Here is a 17,375-nt window from a genome sequence, read left to right as displayed (position 1 = left end):
TATGAAAAATGCCTTAAATGTACTTAAAATCGCCTTCACTTACGTCGGTACCGTCGTGGGCGCCGGCTTCGCCACCGGCCGCGAAATATTGCAATTCTTCACCCAATATGGCAAATGGGGTGTACTGACGATCCTGCTGGCGACATCGTTGTTCATATGGCTAGGCGCGAAAATGATGCTGTTGGCCCAATCCATCAAGGCCGCTTCCTATGAAGATTTAAACCGCCACCTTTTCGGGGATGGCTTCGGCCGGTGGCTTAGCTTTTTTACCATGATCGTTCTGATCGGAGTCAACAGCGTTATGCTGGCCGGAGCGGGATCCGTGTTCGTGGAGTACCTCGGACTGAACTACCAAATCGGCCTCTGGTTTACTCTAATTGGAACCTTTATCCTGCTCAGAAAAGGGATCGAAGGCGTCATGCAGCTCAACACGATCGTCGTACCCATGATGCTGATCCTCTCCATGGCCATTATCGCCTCGACGGCAAGCTCGCCAACCGCCTTGCGCTTCGTCACCCTGACTACCGATAAAGGCTGGTTCATGGCCTGGGCATCTCCCCTGTTATATACCGCCTTCAACCTCTCTATGGCCCAAGCCGTGCTCGTTCCAATCGGGGGGCACACCTCGAATCGGCGCACGATTGTATGGGGGGGAATCCTTGGCGGCATAGGAATCGGCTTCATGCTGATGGCGGCCCATTTTGCGTTATCGGCCTACATGCCGGGAATCAACCAGTACGAAGTCCCGATGGGCAGCATTGCTGCGCAGCTGGGCAGCGCCGTTCAGCTCATTTATATCCTGTTGATTTTTATGGAAATATTCAGCACCTTTGTGGCCGACGTTTACGGCGTAACTCTTCAGCTCAGGCAGCATTTTCAAGTTCGCCCCTACTTCATTTTCATCGCCGTACTCATGATTTGCTATGTAACAAGCCAATTCGGATTCAGCTCGCTTGTATCCGTTCTTTATCCGGCCTTCGGCTTCTTTTCCCTGCTCTGGATTTACGCGCTTGCCGTCTACAAACGAAAGCGGAATTAACCCAAATTCACGATTTGCGCTTCCGGGATTTGCGCCTGAATGCCCTGAACGACATGAGAATGGCAGGTCATCATAATCATCTGGCGCTTGCTGGAAATCTCTTTGAGAACCGCAATAACTCCTTGCAGGCGATCCGCATCGAAATTGACAAACAAATCATCCAGCAGTAACGGAATATTGCGGTGATGGGAGACAGCCTCCGAAAGGGCCAGCCGCATGGACAAATACAACTGCTCCGCCGTTCCGCGGCTTAAGGACGCACTTTCAATCGGACCGTGCTCCCGGTGTTCCGCCAGCAGCTCTTGACTGCCCATTTTAAGCACTATTCTTTCATATTGGCCGTTCGTCATGGCCTGCATGTAATTAGAAGCGAGCCGCAGCACCTCCGGCTGCCGCTCCTCTTCATATACGCGTCTTACCCGGGATATTAGCTCGTGACAGACCGCCCTTACCGCATATTGATCAAGGCTATCCTGCAAAGCTGCATTTTGCTCAGCAAGCTGCTGGTTCACATCCTCCTGCCTGCAGCGCGCTTCAAGGCTTTCCTGCTCCTGAAGCAAACGGCCCCTGCGCTCCTGAAGCGCCCTCCAGCTGCGCTCCTTCGCTTCCGACCTGTCCTGGGCGTGAAGAAGCCGGCTGTGCAGTTCCTCCTCCGAGCAGCTCTCTAGCAGTTGTTTAAGCTCCGTACGCAGCGCTTGTTCATTCCCCGAGAACATGACCGTATCCAAATGGCGAATCTCACGCTCCAATTCCGTGCGGCGAACCGCCTCCGCCCCTCGCCGGAGAAAATCCTCTTCATCCGTAACGCCCGCTTCTGTCAGCAGCGCCTGCTCGCGCGCCGCTACCCGGTCCAAACGATCATTCAAGCGTGCCAGCTGCTCCTGAAGAGGCTCCAGTCTGGAGGCAAGCGTTTCACGCTGAGCCTGGATGCGCTCATTTTCGGCCAGCCGGGCCATTACATCCGATAGCGTATTTCCGACCATTCTCATCCTCTCTTCAAGCTCAGGAACCTGGTCCGAGGTTAGAATTGAAGCCAGTTCTTGAGGTTGTTCTGAGTTCAATTCCGAGCCCTGCTCTGCCTGCTCCAGGATCAGACGTCCACTAGAAAGATCAGCAGCGGAAGATCCGTGTGTAAAAACAAATTCGAGTCCAGATTCGGAACCCTGTCCGGAATGGTGCCCGGCATTCAGTCCTTCGCCATACAGATCAGCCTGGACTTTCATTGCCTCCTGCTCAAAGTTCGCATTCTCTTTAAACAATGCCGCGAGCTTCATATTCAGCTGTTCTACCTGCCCTAACCATTCCCTGCCCTGCTCTACTAAGCGGAATACATCGAGTGCCGCCTCGGGAGACAAGTCTTCCGGCAGGCTGCGCTCTTGCAGCCAATGCTCCCAATCCCGGGCCAGCTCTTCAAACCGGGCTTCCCGGCGGGCCAGCTCCCGCTCGATATGATCACAGCGATTCACGGCCCCCACAGCCCGCTGTCGAAGCTGATTCGCCTCTTCCTGGATTGCCGTATGCCGCTGCTCCCATAGCTGCCAGTTCTCCATCAATTGACGCAGCTCCCGTTCTTCTCGCTCCCATTCCCCCGCATGCAGGGAAAAAGACGCAGCGCCAGGTGCAGCACCTAATGAGGCACCTTTTGCAGCACCAGATGACCTGGCAGCGCCATCGGTGCGAGAAGCGTCAGCGGATCCCGCCGCCGTTAAGGGATGGGAAACAAGACTGGCCAGCAAGCTGGCGAGCCTTGCTTCGGCCCGCATATCGTCCTCCCCGGCATAACGGTGCATCCCGTCCCTGGACTTATGCCCAGGCTTTGGTTTCGATTTCGGCTTCGACCCGCCCATCATACCGAGCCACAAATACAAGTCCAGGCCAACAAGAACAGCTCCGGCGGCCAGTGTGCCGGAAACAGAGTCTGATGCCAGCCAAATAGCAGCCGGCAGCATCACCGTAACAGCTGCGCAGCCGATCAGCAGCTTGCGGTACAGCGAGCGAACCCGCAGCTCAGCCATCGCTTCCGCTTCCCTGTGGCGCGCCTCCTTCATCCGCTCAGAGGAGGTGTCGCGCCATCGGTCCAACTCCGCCCTCAACTCGCTCCATATCCGCCGGATATTGTCCGGCTGCTGCGGAGCGAGCACCGCGAAATTCCTCCGGCCCGCTGCTTCGCTCTCTTCAGTTCGGGATAACGCTGCAGAGTACGCTTCCTTGGCAGCAGCCGCTTCCTGCTCCAGCTTAAACCGCTCATTTTGCAGCTGCTCCATCTCTTTATCATACGCAGCAAACCGCGCGCCAAATTGGCGAACAGCTTCCCGCTCACCCACTGTGCCGGCAAATGAAGCAAGCTCCCGTTCCGTCCAGCCTGCGTTGATGCCCCGAAGGCACTGTGCGACGCGCTGGCGGAGAGCCTTCCTCTCGGCCTGCAGCTGCATCATTTCTTTAAAACGGGAATCATACGCAGCAAGCCGCCCGTGCAAAGACCGTATGGCTTCCGCTTTCGCTAGGAAGGCAGCATTGGGAAGCAGCGAAATTAGCTCCTTCGCCATTGTATCGATTCGCCGCTTTACCTCCGCATGTTCCAAGAGCAGCCCCTCCTTCTCCTCCTGAAGAGAAGTCCACCGGACGATTCCCTGCTCCGGGAACGCTTCATGCCTCGGCAGATCTTGAAGCTCTTGACGGCATTTTTCGCTAGATATCCAGTCCGGCCGAATGAGAACAGCTTTACGAAGCTGACTCAGTTGCCTGCTTACATCATCACGCTCCCCTTCGCCTTGAAGCAATTCGCCTCTGACCTGCTCCAATTCCTCCAATACCTCATTGTATCTGGGCAGCAGCATTTTGGCCGCTTCCGCCTCTTGCTCCAAACGTTCATACCCCCGCAGCAGCTGGGGAATTTCCTGATTCCGGCCCCGGGGGCGGTAGAGCCTGTCCAGCTCCTGGACGATCTTTTTCTCCCCGCGGAGCACGGCCGCGCCACCGCCAATACCTGCATGGAACAAATACCGGCTAAGCTCCTCCGACTGAAGAGCAGATACCTCCTGAAGTTCCGTTAACGAAACGGCGAACAGTTGCTTGAACATATCACTGGACATCCCACCAAGCAATTCACGCTGCATGACGTCTTGAGAAACTTCATACAGTCTGCCTGCGGAATCGCTGCGGGTAATCCGCAGCTTTTCCCCGCGCGCTGTCCCAGCGGTTCTTCCCTCGGACGATGCAGCATAACGCTCAACTATCCAACGCTCTCCGTCCCCAGACTGAAGCGTCAGCATTCCGCCATGCGCTCCGCCCCGTGACGGCTCATACCGCAAAGGGCCGTAAGCCCGCGACGGGATGCCGAACAGCATCGCACGGACAAATCCGAGCAGCGTACTCTTGCCGGCTTCGTTAGGACCATATAAGACGGTTACCGCCCCTCCCAGCTGCAGCTCCAGGCCGCTCAAATGTCCAAAACCGTTCACCAGCAGCTTGTCCAGCCTCATTGCTTACTTTCCCTCCTTTGCTTCCTTCACGTCCTGCTCCGTCAGCAGGCTAATCGCCATTTCCGCAGCTTGGCGGACGAGAGCCCTTTTCTCATCCGCCGTCATCTCCTTGACCAGCCCTCTTAGTCGGCGCTGATCATGGACCGGAGTAAGCGCGGAATTCACAATTTGCTCCAGCAGCGCCTCCTCCTCCTCTGCCGTATCCGCTATTCGCAGCAGTTCGCCGAGGAAGCTGTCCTCTTCCCGCAGCGCGGCATAATCAATATCCGCCCCTGTCCTCACTTTAATCGCGGCGGGCCACACCACATGGCCGGGCGATCCGTTCTCTGTATAATCCAGGCGGCGGTTCTCCTTTCGCCGGAGCTCCTGAAGGAGCTCCTCCCCCTCCGTGCCGGATTGCAGCAGGGCATGAAGCGGGCCCCGGCCCGTCAGCACAAATCGGACGATATGAAGCCTCCCGTCCGATTGCTCCCTAATTTCGTCCAGCAGTTCCTCCGCCCTGTCCCGCAGCAATTCTTCACGGATCATGCCCGTAATGGACAATTCAGCTTCCAGCCAGCGGGCATGATCCAGCGCCCGGAATGCCAGCTCCGTCCTCCCGAATTGATCCACATCTACGACATAGCAGCCCTTTGCCCCCGTCTCCTTCATACTCCGGCCCTGTATGTTGCCTGGGTATACAATCCATGGTGATTCATGCAAAATTTGGCGCTGATGAATATGGCCCAAGGCCCAATAATCATATCCGGCTTGCTGCAAATCCCTAAGCGAACAAGGAGAATAAGCGTCATGCCCCTCCTGGCCGTCCACATTCGCATGGAGAAGGCCAATATGATACAGATTCGAGGCTGTATCTCTGCGAAATTGCAAAGATGTATTCTCCGTAACCGCTGAGGTCGGATAAGATATTCCGCTAATGACGGCAACGGATTGACCATCGCTGCGGCGTCTCGCAACAACACTTTCTGCCGAAGGACCGAAGATCTTAATATGCCCGGGAGGCGCAATCCGAAGTTTTCTCGCATTCAGCGGATCGTGATTGCCATGAATGACATATGCCGGAATCCCGTACCGGCCCAGCCGGTCCCACGCTTCCTGCAGCCGCAGCTGCGCTCGTAAAGAGGAATCCGAAGCATCGTATACATCGCCGCTGACGACGATAAAGTCGACCTGCTCAGAAATCGCCAGGTCTACCAAACTGTTTAGAGCGGCGAACGTCGAATTTTGCAAATGCTGGCGCAGCTTTTCAGGCACACCGGACATACCGGCGAATGGACTGTCCAAATGCAAATCCGCCGTATGAATAAATCGAAATGGAATCATACCTGCTCACCCGCTTCATTGCTTAAATTGCATATAGATTTGTTTCAGCTCTTGTACTGCCCGATCCAAGGAATAGTAGTCTTTGGCTTTGCGTAGTCCTGCGGCGGCGAGCCGGGAGCGATAATTCGCATCGGCAATGACTTGCTTCATGGCCTGAGCGAGGGCCAAATGATCTTCTGGCGGCACCAGCAGACCGTTCTTCCCGTCTTCAATTTGCTCTGCAATACCGCCGACATTTGTGCCGATTAACGCCAGATTGCATAAAGCCGCCTCCGCAAATACCGAACCAAACGCCTCCGCCCGGGAAGGCAGCACGAAAATATCAAAGAAAGGCATAAATTCCTCCGGATGAAGCGTATAGCCGTAAAAAATCGTTTCCTCGTAAATGCCGAGCTCCCCGGCAAGCTGCTCCAGTTCCTGACGAATAGGACCATCACCGATAATGTGAAGCACATACGCATGTCCGCGAGACTTCAGTTCTGCACAAGCCCGCAGCAGTACATCCAGCCCCTTCGCCGGAACCAGCCGGCAAACGGTCACAAGCTGAATAACATCATTGTGATGTGGAATTGGCTTGAATCGGGTATCATCAAAACCGTTCGGAATCACCATGATTTTCTCAGCATCATCAACATAGGGAGACAGATATTCCCGAAAAGATTCGGATACTGTAAATAAACGGTCTGCGCGGTGCTCCAGCTCTTTGTAAAGCGAGCAGAGGAAACGATGCTCCAGCCCGCCTTCCTTTATCCTGCCGTTCAGGATCAGCTCTCTTTCATAGCTGGAATGAATGCTTTGAATGACGGGGGTCTCGGGAAATTGTTCCTTCATGACCAACCCGGCGATAGGGTGATGCGCATGGATCAAATCATAGGACTTCTGCAGGCGCAGCTTCGTCCACCATAAGTAATCACGGTAGGTTTGCATATATTTTCTGACAATCGCGCTTTGTTCGTACTTGTGCCAGTCAAAGGTGTGGAACTTAACCTGCTCCGTCCCTTTGCCGCGAATCCGTTTCGGAAGAGAGAACAGATCCATCTCCCACGCAGGGGGATTGAACTTGTCTTGCAGGTGGGGAACCATTGATGATACGCCCCCAGGCTGCTCTGGAGGAAAAAATAAAGCCTGCAGCAGTTTCATACTCGTTCTCCTTTACATGCTCATATTCACTTTCTCGTTCACGAACCTTCCAGTTGCATCTTTCATTATGCCACACTAAAGAAGGAACATCCATTCCCCTTTTGAATTCAAAACAGGATAATGGTAAAATTTCCGGTGTACATTTTTGTTGTGAAAAGGAGCTTAGGAAACCATGTCGACGACGTCATTGCCGGAATCTTTCCGCGCTCAGATGATATCTATGCTTGGGGAAGCGGAGGGGCGGTCATTCCTGAACAGCTACGATTCATCACGGACCTACGGACTGCGGATCAATACCCGCAAAATTAAGCCCGGCTCGCCAGCGGACAACTGCATACGGCAGCTCTTCCGCCTACAGCCTGTTCCCTGGTGCGATTCGGGATATTATTACGATAAAGAAACGCGTCCCGGCAAGCATCCTTACCATGCGGCGGGATTATATTATATTCAGGAGCCTTCTGCGATGTCTGCCGTGGAACTGCTTGCCCCTGAACCGGGTGAGACCGTACTGGACCTGGCGGCCGCCCCCGGAGGCAAAACGACGCAGATTGCGATGAAAATGATGGGAGAAGGGCTGCTCATAAGCAACGAAATCCATCCCCAACGCGCCAAAATATTAGCCGAAAACGTCGAGCGGTGCGGTGCGGGCAATGTCGTTGTTACGCAGGCTGCTCCCGGAGAGCTGTCCGCACGCTTCCCGCTCGCCTTTGACCGGATCATGCTGGATGCGCCTTGCTCCGGCGAAGGGATGTTCCGTAAAGATCCGGATGCGATGGCCGAATGGTCGCCGGAATCGGTCGAAATGTGTGCAGCAAGGCAGTGGGACATCCTTCATGACGCGATTAAAATGTTGAAGCCCGGCGGCTATCTTGCTTACTCCACATGTACCTTCAACCGGCTGGAGAATGAAGAGACGATATCACGTCTGCTGGAGTGTTACCCCTCGATGAAGCTGCTGGCCGAGAAGCGAATTTGGCCGCATCTGCATAAGGCCGAAGGGCATTTCATCGCGTTATTGCAGCGAGATCCGGAAGATGGGAACCAGAGGGAGGAGAAGCAGCGCAGTCACAAACAAAGCCATAAACTGCGCAAAGACAATGAACAGCCCGATAAATCCGCTAAATTAGCGTTAGCTGCATATATGAAATGGATGCAAAACGATATGGCCGGTATGGACAATCCCTTCGGCGGGGGCATCCCCCTTCTGTTCGGTGAATCCTTATACGTACTCCCTGCTTCGAAAAGCCTGCCATTATCAACTTACAGCTTTGCCGGCTTAAAAGTTCCCCGTGCCGGTCTCCACTTGGGAGAATATAAAAAAGGGCGCTTCCAGCCCGCCCATGCCTTGGCCATGGTATTATCAGCCAATGATACTTCACGTACCTGGACCCTAAAGGCAGGTTCTGATGAGCTTTCTGCTTATTTACACGGAGATACCTTGAAAGTCCCGGAGAACTATCACGGCTGGTATATTGTTGCAGTAGAGTGCGGTGGAGAAAGCTTCCCGCTCGGATGGGGGAAAGCGAGCAACGGCCAGCTGAAAAACCACCTGCCCAAAGGACTGCGCCAGCCAATCTTCTAAGTTATCATAGGAGTTTATCACTTTTCTTCATAGTAAGAGATCATAGTCCATACTATTTTATGTTCCTTTACATATACTACGATATCCCGTTAGACACAGGGATCAACTTTCGTAGATAAGGGAGGAATAACAATGGGCGAAGTCCTTGGAGGAGCATTCACTTCTACCGGAGTCATTCTCGTACTGTTCATCCTGCTCGTTATCGTATCCCGCAGCATTCTTTATTAACCTAATACAGCAAAAGAGGAGAAACCTTGGCGGTTTCTCCTCTTTTGCTTAATAGAGTATAAAAAAGCAATGCAGCTCCCTTTTAGCGCAATGTTTCTGCACAGCAATACTTCTCAAGTGCCAGCCTGACGCCTTCTTCATTGTTTGAGGCGGTCACCCATTTTGCCGCAGCTTTTACCTCAATTGGTGAATTGTCCATCGCGATCCCATACCCTGCATATGTCAGCATGGAAATATCATTATAGTAATTGCCAATCGCCATAACGTTTTCGGGCGGTATTCCCCGCTTTTCCGCTAGTTTCTTCAAGGCCGCTCCCTTAGATGAATCACCGTGCGTTATATCAATAAAAAAATCGCCGCTGCGCAAAATGGTAAACCCCGAATTGTCCCATTTGCTCCAATCTGCATAGACCTTATCCAGTTGATCCATATGGCCCGATATTGTAATTTTTACAATCGGTTCATTCAGTTCTGCCCATGGCGGCAGCTCTTGCGGTACTACGAAAAACTGCTTATACAATTCAAGCGCTTCCTGACTTAAGCCTTCTGCCCCCGGAACATAAAGGGCAAACGTCGTATTCACATCGAAATGAATACTGTTTTTGCGGCAATAATCCATATACGGCGTCAAAGCTTGCGAATTAAGCTCGAATTCATGGATAACCTCCATGGTCTCGGTATCCACCGTCGCCGCCCCGTTATGGGCGATCACGTATCCCTTCAGCCCCATTTGCTTCATGAGTGGTATCGAGCTTGCCGGTGAACGACCAGTGCAAAGGACAAATTCTGTTCCTTGGGCAGCGATTTTTTGAATCGTTTCTATTGTTCCCTGCGTCAGCTCGAGATTGTCGTTCAACAAAGTCCCGTCGACATCCAAAGCGATTAGCTTATAATTCATCTCCTTCTCCATTCCTATCTCTCCTTCATGTTGTTAATATCTCTTTATTTAGGCCTTCCTTCATCAACAGCCATCTTCACTAGCTCTCTTATATGTTTTCAAAAGCGTTAACTCTTCCTCGGTCAACTCGCGAAATGCTCCAAGGGCCAGCTGATCGTCCAAAGACAACGGACCCATGCTAATCCGTTTCAAATAGGTCACCTTGGACCCCGCAGCCAGAAACATCCGCTTGACCTGATGGAATTTCCCCTCGGATATCGTTAGGCGGATACGGGACAGAACGCGGTCTTGATCCTGCCGCGGATGCCCGACGATTTCCAGCTTAGCCGGCAGAGTAACATAACCATCATCCAGACATACTCCCTCGCGGAACAAGGCAATTTCCCTTTCTCCGACATCGCCGAGCACATCCGCTTCATACGTTTTTGGGACATGCTTGCGGGGGGACAGCAAGTCATGGGCAAGCTGCCCGTCATTCGTAAGCAGCAGAAAACCTTCCGTATCCTTATCGAGCCGACCGACCGGGAAGGGAGAGAACCTTCGGAACTCGTCTGGAATTAAATCCAGCACGGTACGATCCCTGGTATCCTCTGTTGCAGAAATGACGCCGGCAGGCTTATTCAGCATTAAATAAACAAATTCACGATAGACCACTCTTTCGCCGTCCACCGCAATAATATCTTCATAAGGATGGCTCTGGGTTCCACTATCCTTCACAACCACATCGTTTAAAGTTACTCGGCCAAGCTTAACCATTTTCTTAATATCAGATCTTGAGCCGTATCCAAGATGGCCCAGTATTTTATCAATCCTCTGTGTCTTCTTTCCTTTACTCACGCTGTCTATGTCCACCTCCATCCTGCAGGATATTCATTCTTCAGCATGCCGTCGAGCCATTTCCCCCAGCCCAGCGAATAGCCGTCTACACAAACGAGTACATATCCTTTAGGGAAACCCTGGATACCCCGGCATTCGATTCGCGATGTCGGGACATTCAGTGTTTCCCCTTTAAGATATTTAACGGCTTCACCTTGCTCTTGCGATAAATTCAGTATTCTCATCGATTACTGTACGGTTAAAGCCGTAGCTAACTGCATTTAACCAGTGAAGCCAGTCCGGACGTCCTGTGGAGAAGCCCAATCCGTCGGGCAGCGGGACGAGGTCGAAATCGGCGTTCTCCTCCAGAAACCTGGCGATCATCGCCTCATTCTCTTCCGGAGCAAACGTACAGGTGGAATATACCATAGTTCCGTCCGGCGCCAGCATCGCCGCTGCCGACTTCAATATATCCCTCTGCATCGCCGTGCATCTGGAGGCGGAATGAATTTCCCACTGCCGGGCCATATTTTCATCCTTGCGGAACATCCCTTCCCCCGAGCAGGGAGCATCGATCAAAATTTTATTGAAATAGGAAGGAAAAGCGCGGGCTATCCTTTCGGGGGCTTCATTAAGTACGACCGCATTGCGTACACCATACAGCTCTATATTTTTGGCTAGCGCCTTAGCGCTCTGCGTTAATATCATTGGTGACCAATACGCCTTCCCCCTGCAGCTTGGCCGCAATTTGCGTGGACTTGCCCCCGGGAGCCGCACATAAGTCCAGCACCTTGTCGCCAGGCATGACACCAAGCATTTCTACCGGAGCCATTGCGCTAGGCTCCTGCACATAATAAAGCCCAGCATGATAATAAGGATGCTTGCCTGTCTTGATCCTTTCATTGACATAATAGCCTGAATTACACCAGGGCACTGGTTTAAGCTCAAAAGGAGACGCGCTGACAAACGATTTCACGTCAATTTTGAGCGTGTTCACCCGGATTCCGGCATAGCGCGGTTTATCATATGAGGACAGAAAAGCGCCATAATCGCTGCCAAGCAGCTGCTGCATCCTTTCTAAAAAAGCCGCCGGTATATGAACTGCTATATATTAAATCATCCATTCTTATTAAGAATAAATCCATTGTACCATAGAGGCATCCGTTGGCGTAAAAAATACGTCCGCGGGGGCTGGCCCCACTCTCTGAGCCCGTAATGCGTCCTGGCAAAACAGTGTCTTGAGCCGGTGGTGCGTACCGGACGAATCGAGCCGCAGAGGTGTACCGGCCGAAGCTGCATCTGCGCCTTTGCGGCGGCCCTGAGGCAATGCGGCTATCCTAAGTTTGCAGCCAGGGCTAAGCTATTATTACAGCAAGGGCTGTGACCGCAGGCCTAGGCTTGTAACCCACAGCGTATGCCGCAGCCACAGCATAGGCCGTGACAACAGCGTATGCCGCGTAGCCACAGCGTAGGCCGTAGCCACAGCATGAGCTGTAGCCGCAGCATAGACTGTAGCCGCAGCATAGGCTGTAGCCCGGCACAAGCTGTGGCAGCGCCCGAGCCGGTATTTTACTCGACTAAACCAAAAACCCCTTCATCCCGGTTTAGATGGAGGGGCTGTACGCTTCACTTTAATTTCCCTTGCATCCGCAGTTCATGCTTTGCGCCCCGCTGCGGGCTTCGCCGTTGCGGAACATTAGGCGCTAACTCTGGAGACATCTGTTCTACAAGCTCCGTTAAATAAGGGTCTTTAATTTCAATTTTCAAATCATAATAAGGAAATGGCGAATCATCATAGGACGCTAAAGCCGCTGCATAAGCTTCCGCTTCACGAAGCAGCTTAGCCAAATCAATCCCGAGCGTGTTCTGCGGATACGGCTTGAGGCGGCGAACAGCCGACTCCATCATTTTCCGTCCGCCGGTGATGTTCCCGTTGCGGAAATGATACAATCCGACCGCGACCTGGAGCAATCCTTTGTAGAGCGGATCCTTATCCCGTTTCAGCCACAGCTCCTCCAACACCTCATGGCATTCGAAATAATCCTGGTCACGATTGAAGTAAATGAGGAAAGCTGCATACAGACGATCATAAGTCATCGCTGGTTTCCTCCGTTTTTTTTGCAGCCTTAATCCTTCTGTTTACCTCGGAATGCAGTTCTTTCAATCCCTCCATGTCATGGGCTTCCCATAAATCATTGAAGCGCTGCTGCGCCTGAATGGCCTCGGACACCATATGGTAAAAATATAGCTGGTGAATAGCCGACAACAGATGCGTCACAATGTTCGATTCATCCTCAAAGCTCTTCTGAGCAAGCAAAATTTCTTCGCGAATGCTGGACATCTCATTGTCAAGCACAAATGCCGCTTCAGCCGCCTTCTTCAGCCGCTTGCGCATTTCATCCGGCAGGCTTTCCCGGTATTTATAATTTAACGAGTGCTCAATCGTTGCCCAGAAATTCATCGCCAAGGTCCGGATTTGAATTTCCGCCAGCACGTTCTTGAGTCCGAGGGCGGTCTGAACCGGATACTCGACGATCATATGAAAGCTGCGGTATCCGCTTTCTTTGTAATTGGTAATATAATCCTTCTCATATATCACTTTAAGATCCTTACGGGCACGAATATACTCAGCCACTCGGCGAATATCCTCAACGAACTGGCACATAATTCGAATGCCCGCAATATCTTCAATTCCTTGCTCCAGTTGATCCATCGGCACATTCAAGCGTTTGGCTTTATCCAAAATACTCGATATTTTCTTGACTCTTCCCGTGACGAACTCGATCGGCGCGTACTCCTCCAGCTTCTTGAGCTCGGAACGCATCGTTTTGAACTTCACTTTCAATTCTTCAACCGTTTGCTCGTAGGGCAGCAAAAATGCTCCCCAATCTCTACTATCCATCCACTGTGCCTCCTGTCATCTGTGGCCCGGTTAGCGATGATCTGCTCCTACTGCTTCGGAAATATGACTGAACCCGTCGCGGCGCAGCAGGTCCAATAAACCACGATGCACTTCGCGGTTTACCTCCGGACCCTCGTAAATTAGAGCTGTATATATTTCTACCAAGCTGGCGCCGGCACGAATTTTCTCATAAGCATCCCGAGCAGTAAAAATACCACCCGAACCGATAATTGGAAGCTTACCTCCCGTCAAACGGTAGACATGGGAAATAATCTCCGTTGATCTTTGCTTCAGCGGCTTTCCGCTAAGGCCGCCCGTTTCGCTCGCATGCTGACTTGTGATGCCTTCACGCGAAATCGTCGTGTTGGTAGCTATGATTCCCGATACGCCGCTGTTCATAATCGTTTGCACCATATATTCCAATTCAGTCAAACTGACATCCGGTGCAATTTTCACAAGCACATGCTTTGCTGCTCCATGCCTCGCGGCCTGCTCCGCAAGTTCCCTGTTGACCGCTTCCAGCAATGAAGCAAGCTCGTCTCCGTGCTGCAGATTGCGCAGGTCGGGTGTATTCGGTGAGCTGATATTCACTACAAAAAAATCAGCATAAGGGTACAGTGCTGAAATGCACTGCTCATAGTCGAGATGCGCTTCTTCGTTCGAAGTCGCTTTATTTTTACCGATATTGACTGCGATCGGAATGCGGCGGTTTCTAAGCGAGGCAAGCTGCCGGGCCATAAAGCCGGTTCCCTGGTTATTGAAGCCCATCCGGTTAATCAGCGCCTCCTCCGGCTTCAGGCGGAACAGCCTTGGCTGGTCATTGCCAGGCTGGGCCTTGGGCGTTACCGTACCGACCTCCATAAATCCAAAACCGATGGCGGAAAATGCGTCTACCGCTTCCGCATTTTTATCCAGCCCGGCCGCTAGCCCCACCGGAGTCGGAAAATGCAGATCGAACAAATCGACGGCCAGTTCAGGAACTTCTTTCACACCGTACATGCCGTGCAATAGAGAAATAAATCCAGGGATATTCGCTGCTTTATGTAATCCCCCGATCATGAGATGATGGGCCCGCTCAGGATCAAGCTGGAAAAACAGATGCTTGCCTATATTACGATATAACACGTCAAACTTCACTCCGTTCATCACTTATGCAATTAATGCTCTGCTTCCAGTTTATCTTTTTCCGCGTCAAAAGAAAAGTTTTACCTAAAGTAAGACCTAACGAAATTGCCCAGAGCGGTAATAGCATTTTATTATGAAAGCCATTACAATAAAATTGTAGCTTGTTGAATTACAAGGAAAGGAATGATAGGTATGTCTGCCAAGCGCAAACCGCCAACGCTCCAGCAAAAGAAGGAGGAAGTGAACAAAAAAGGGCTCATCTGGACCATCTCCATCGTTGCTGGACTTATCATACTGTTTACGGCGGCTCTCATTTTCAAATAATGGCTATGGCTACCGCAGCCAGCGGTACGTTCGGTGAGGGTTGCTTTGATCCTGTCTTTTCCTAAGTGTGAAGCGCTTTGCAGGAATAAGATCCTGATGGGGCAGCCCGCCTTTTCCTATCGTCACTTTTGTCCCCATGGGGAGAAGATCGAACAGTTCCTCCACATCCTTTTTCCCCATTCGAATACAGCCGAGTGATTCATCCTTGCCTATACTGTCCGGCTCATTCGTACCATGTATCGCGTAATTCGTATCCGACAGCTGCATCCCCCGGCTTCCAAACTCCCCGTCCGACTTGCCGTTCGGGTTCACAACCTTATCCGAAATATGAAACGTCCCCTGCGGCGTTTTGCTGCCGCCCAGTCCTACCTGGTAGCTTCTTAGAATAACGGACCCGCTCACTACCGCCAAGCGATAGTTAGACGTATCGACAATCACTTCAAGCGGTTCGGTAAAAAAAGGCCGAATCCCGCGCTCGATGCCGTCCGAAGCTTCGCCTTGAGCCATGGAACGATCGTCCTGCCGCAAACTCCCCCGCTCCTGAAGCATGAGGAGCAGCGGATCGAATGCTTCCCTCATATGCTCGTTGCTCCCGGCCAGCCAATTGTCCGGAAACGGCTTCGTCAGCTCCTGCAGAGCAGCAGGCCAGCGTCCATGCTTTTCCTTGTACCGGATCATCGCGGAGGAGAGAACCGCAAGGGACTCCTGCTTGCTGATCCATGACACCGCTTCCTTCTGGAGCCGGGCTGAATCCGGCGGGGTGCACAGGCAGGCTTCCAGATCGTAAGACTGCACAGCCGTGCGGCCGTTGCCAAGCGACTGGATGCCGTACACGACAGGCATGCGGTGCGACCAGCTTAGCCACTTCCCTTGCCTCTCCATGCCAAGCACTGCTTCAAATTGACCGCCGGTTTCGTTCCCCCGCAACAATCCGCCGAGTTCGCTGCCCCCCTGCTGATCCGTACGGGGATAGCCGATAGCCGTAAAGCGCGTTCCCTCCTCACGCGGGGCCGGATCGGCAGCGGCTAGACGTTCTTCATCATCCTTCAAGGACGGCTCGGAATCTACAGGACTGCTTTCAGGATGCTCACTGTCCGTCCCAACCGGTGTTGTTGCCAGCAAGCCGGGAGCCTGCGCAGAGGGAAGCCACATGAATAGCAGGACTAGCAGGAGCAGGCCTACTTTGCGGATTAAGCGGCTTCGCTTCTCCTCCCGGCGTGTTTCTTGGAGGATTCCTGCTTCATAGCCCATCCACAAATCGTCAGGAATTTTACTGGATTCAAACGCTTCGTACACGCTTCCCGCCTGAATGTAACAGTAATGCGCTTTTCCTTCCTGCCCGCTTTCTTCATATTCCTTCCCTAGCAAATACCAGGCCATTTTGTTGTTAGGGTGATTTTCCACATATTTTTTGAGGTAAGCCGAGTTTTTCATCGTGAACCTCCTGTTTTCTACGTCTATTACTTCATTTCACATTTATTACTTCTTTTATTACTTCTTGTATTACTTCTTTCCACATCTGTTAATTCACTTCACGTCTATCATTTTGGTGCTACCTCTTGCTAAGTCTGTTACTTCCTATATCGGTAAATTAGCTTCGATTTCAAACCTTTCACCGGCAGCCAATTAAATTCGAGACTTAATACCCAGAACACAATTCCCAGAAACCGGGACGATCCAGAAAGCGAGACGACAGACAAATCATGCCCCCCCCCGTCCAAAGGGTGATTTGCTCTTGGGGTATAACCCCCTGTTGCCAAACTGCGCCTAAAGACACTAGCCTGACCACAAATCTGTTCAGGCTCAGTGTTATTTATCACTTTCACTTACCAGTTAAACTGGTTTATTTCTTTTTGCTCTTGTTGCTGCTGAACGATCTTCATACTCTTTCACACTCCGCTTATCTATAGCTTGATCATGTGCTTCTTGTTCACGAATGTATTTCGCTACAGTTCCGCTACAGTTGCTTCATCTAGGCCCACTGTACTTACATCATATCCTTCTGCCCAGAATCTTCGATTCTCATATTTCTCACATTTATACTTTAACTGCGCATGCTTCCCAAAGATCATTAACGAACTTTTCCTCTTCAGAACGTGAACGAAATTTTATAACGAAGAATTTTATAACGAAGTCTGTGATCGTTATCTGTGTAAAAATAACCCTTCTCAAAATGTAACGAAGCTGGACAACGTTATTTCAGTCTTTTCTGCTCCAAACAGAGGATAAACCGCAAATAGCGTGGATGAGATTCGTTGCTATGAACGTTTTTGTCAAACCCTCTATTTTTTCTGCCTGAGCACGTGGCACGAGAGCAAAAATGCGAGCGACGGTCGGCACGCTGCTATCCGTGGGTTGGGTACCACATGTTATGCCTTCGTCAAGGAGAGCTTTTGCAAGCTAGAAACGCACGTTCAGTTCTTGGCAAACCTAGTGCAAACGAATCACGCATATTCTCTCCCGAACCTTCGTTTGCTCCCGGGCCTCGTGCTCCGGCGTGAGCTTGTCAAGTGCCT

The 17,375-nt window shown here is 51.8% G+C and carries 14 protein-coding genes and 2 pseudogenes; 4 read left to right on the top strand and 12 right to left on the bottom strand.

Annotated elements, in window-relative coordinates; genetic code table 11:
- Position 1: 1 nt before the first annotated feature.
- Positions 2-1,039 carry a YkvI family membrane protein gene (locus tag G358_RS0106235; protein WP_019636338.1) on the top strand — a complete coding sequence of 346 codons (1,038 nt, stop codon included), beginning with the start codon at positions 2-4 and terminating at the stop codon, positions 1,037-1,039.
- Here the strand turns inward: G358_RS0106235 and G358_RS0106230 are convergent.
- Genes G358_RS0106230 through G358_RS0106220 form a run of 3 tightly spaced genes read right to left on the bottom strand, consistent with a single transcriptional unit; the run spans position 1,036 to position 6,984 of the window.
- The gene (locus tag G358_RS0106230) at positions 1,036-4,521 is read right to left on the bottom strand and encodes an AAA family ATPase (RefSeq protein WP_019636337.1); all 3,486 of its coding nucleotides are present in this window, start codon (positions 4,519-4,521) and stop codon (positions 1,036-1,038) included. The genes G358_RS0106235 and G358_RS0106230 overlap by 4 nt on opposite strands.
- Before the next feature lie 3 nt (positions 4,522-4,524).
- The gene (locus tag G358_RS0106225; protein WP_019636336.1) at positions 4,525-5,844 is read right to left on the bottom strand and encodes a metallophosphoesterase family protein; all 1,320 of its coding nucleotides are present in this window, start codon (positions 5,842-5,844) and stop codon (positions 4,525-4,527) included.
- 15 nt (positions 5,845-5,859) lie between these two features.
- On the bottom strand, positions 5,860-6,984 hold the full coding sequence (locus G358_RS0106220; protein ID WP_019636335.1) for a glycosyltransferase family 4 protein: 1,125 nt from the start codon (positions 6,982-6,984) through the stop codon (positions 5,860-5,862).
- Between the two features lie 172 nt (positions 6,985-7,156).
- Here G358_RS0106220 and G358_RS0106215 point away from each other — a divergent pair, with 172 nt between their 5' ends.
- Together G358_RS0106215 and G358_RS32155 are read left to right on the top strand one after the other, a co-directional pair.
- Positions 7,157-8,566 carry an RsmB/NOP family class I SAM-dependent RNA methyltransferase gene (locus G358_RS0106215; protein ID WP_019636334.1) on the top strand — a complete coding sequence of 470 codons (1,410 nt, stop codon included), beginning with the start codon at positions 7,157-7,159 and terminating at the stop codon, positions 8,564-8,566.
- A gap of 132 nt (positions 8,567-8,698) precedes the next feature.
- Positions 8,699-8,794 (top strand): hypothetical protein, encoded by a 96-nt coding sequence (locus G358_RS32155; RefSeq protein WP_019636333.1) that lies wholly within the window; start codon positions 8,699-8,701, stop codon positions 8,792-8,794.
- Positions 8,795-8,876: 82 nt separating this feature from the next.
- On the opposite strand, the gene G358_RS0106205 is transcribed toward G358_RS32155, so the two are convergent.
- The 7 genes and pseudogenes from G358_RS0106205 to G358_RS0106175 all read right to left on the bottom strand — a co-directional run bounded on the left by G358_RS0106205 (position 8,877) and on the right by G358_RS0106175 (position 14,535).
- Positions 8,877-9,692 carry a Cof-type HAD-IIB family hydrolase gene (locus G358_RS0106205; RefSeq protein WP_026342099.1) on the bottom strand — a complete coding sequence of 272 codons (816 nt, stop codon included), beginning with the start codon at positions 9,690-9,692 and terminating at the stop codon, positions 8,877-8,879.
- Positions 9,693-9,755: 63 nt separating this feature from the next.
- Positions 9,756-10,550, bottom strand: coding sequence for a pseudouridine synthase (locus G358_RS0106200; RefSeq protein ID WP_033403826.1), 795 nt, complete (start codon positions 10,548-10,550; stop codon positions 9,756-9,758).
- A pseudogene (locus G358_RS32150) lies at positions 10,535-11,616 on the bottom strand (methyltransferase RsmF C-terminal domain-like protein). The gene G358_RS0106200 and the pseudogene G358_RS32150 overlap by 16 nt, the downstream one beginning before the upstream one ends.
- A gap of 258 nt (positions 11,617-11,874) precedes the next feature.
- Positions 11,875-12,051, bottom strand: a complete 177-nt coding sequence (locus tag G358_RS32940) for a hypothetical protein (RefSeq protein ID WP_157274277.1) — start codon at positions 12,049-12,051, stop codon at positions 11,875-11,877.
- A gap of 83 nt (positions 12,052-12,134) precedes the next feature.
- Positions 12,135-12,605, bottom strand: a complete 471-nt coding sequence (locus G358_RS0106185; RefSeq protein WP_019636330.1) for a DUF309 domain-containing protein — start codon at positions 12,603-12,605, stop codon at positions 12,135-12,137.
- Positions 12,595-13,410: a GTP diphosphokinase gene (yjbM, locus tag G358_RS0106180; protein ID WP_019636329.1), complete on the bottom strand. Its 816-nt coding sequence runs from the start codon at positions 13,408-13,410 to the stop codon at positions 12,595-12,597. The genes G358_RS0106185 and yjbM overlap by 11 nt, the downstream gene beginning before the upstream one ends.
- A 30-nt stretch (positions 13,411-13,440) precedes the next feature.
- The gene (locus tag G358_RS0106175) at positions 13,441-14,535 is read right to left on the bottom strand and encodes a quinone-dependent dihydroorotate dehydrogenase (RefSeq protein ID WP_026342096.1); all 1,095 of its coding nucleotides are present in this window, start codon (positions 14,533-14,535) and stop codon (positions 13,441-13,443) included.
- 192 nt (positions 14,536-14,727) lie between these two features.
- Between G358_RS0106175 and G358_RS34240 the strand changes: the two genes are divergently transcribed.
- A complete protein-coding gene (locus tag G358_RS34240) occupies positions 14,728-14,859 on the top strand; it encodes a hypothetical protein (RefSeq protein WP_019636327.1) in 132 nt (43 codons plus the stop codon).
- Positions 14,860-14,868: 9 nt separating this feature from the next.
- On the opposite strand, the gene G358_RS0106165 is transcribed toward G358_RS34240, so the two are convergent.
- Positions 14,869-16,293: a L,D-transpeptidase family protein gene (locus G358_RS0106165; RefSeq protein ID WP_019636326.1), complete on the bottom strand. Its 1,425-nt coding sequence runs from the start codon at positions 16,291-16,293 to the stop codon at positions 14,869-14,871.
- Between the two features lie 409 nt (positions 16,294-16,702).
- Positions 16,703-16,967, bottom strand: a pseudogene (locus tag G358_RS31190) (transposase); the annotation flags it as partial.
- Between the last annotated feature and the right edge of the window lie 408 nt (positions 16,968-17,375).

Source organism: Paenibacillus fonticola DSM 21315 (assembly GCF_000381905.1).
GTDB lineage: Bacteria > Bacillota > Bacilli > Paenibacillales > Paenibacillaceae > Fontibacillus > Fontibacillus fonticola.
The sequence above is the reverse complement of the archived record's forward strand: the minus strand, read 5'-3'. Positions and strand labels throughout refer to the sequence as shown.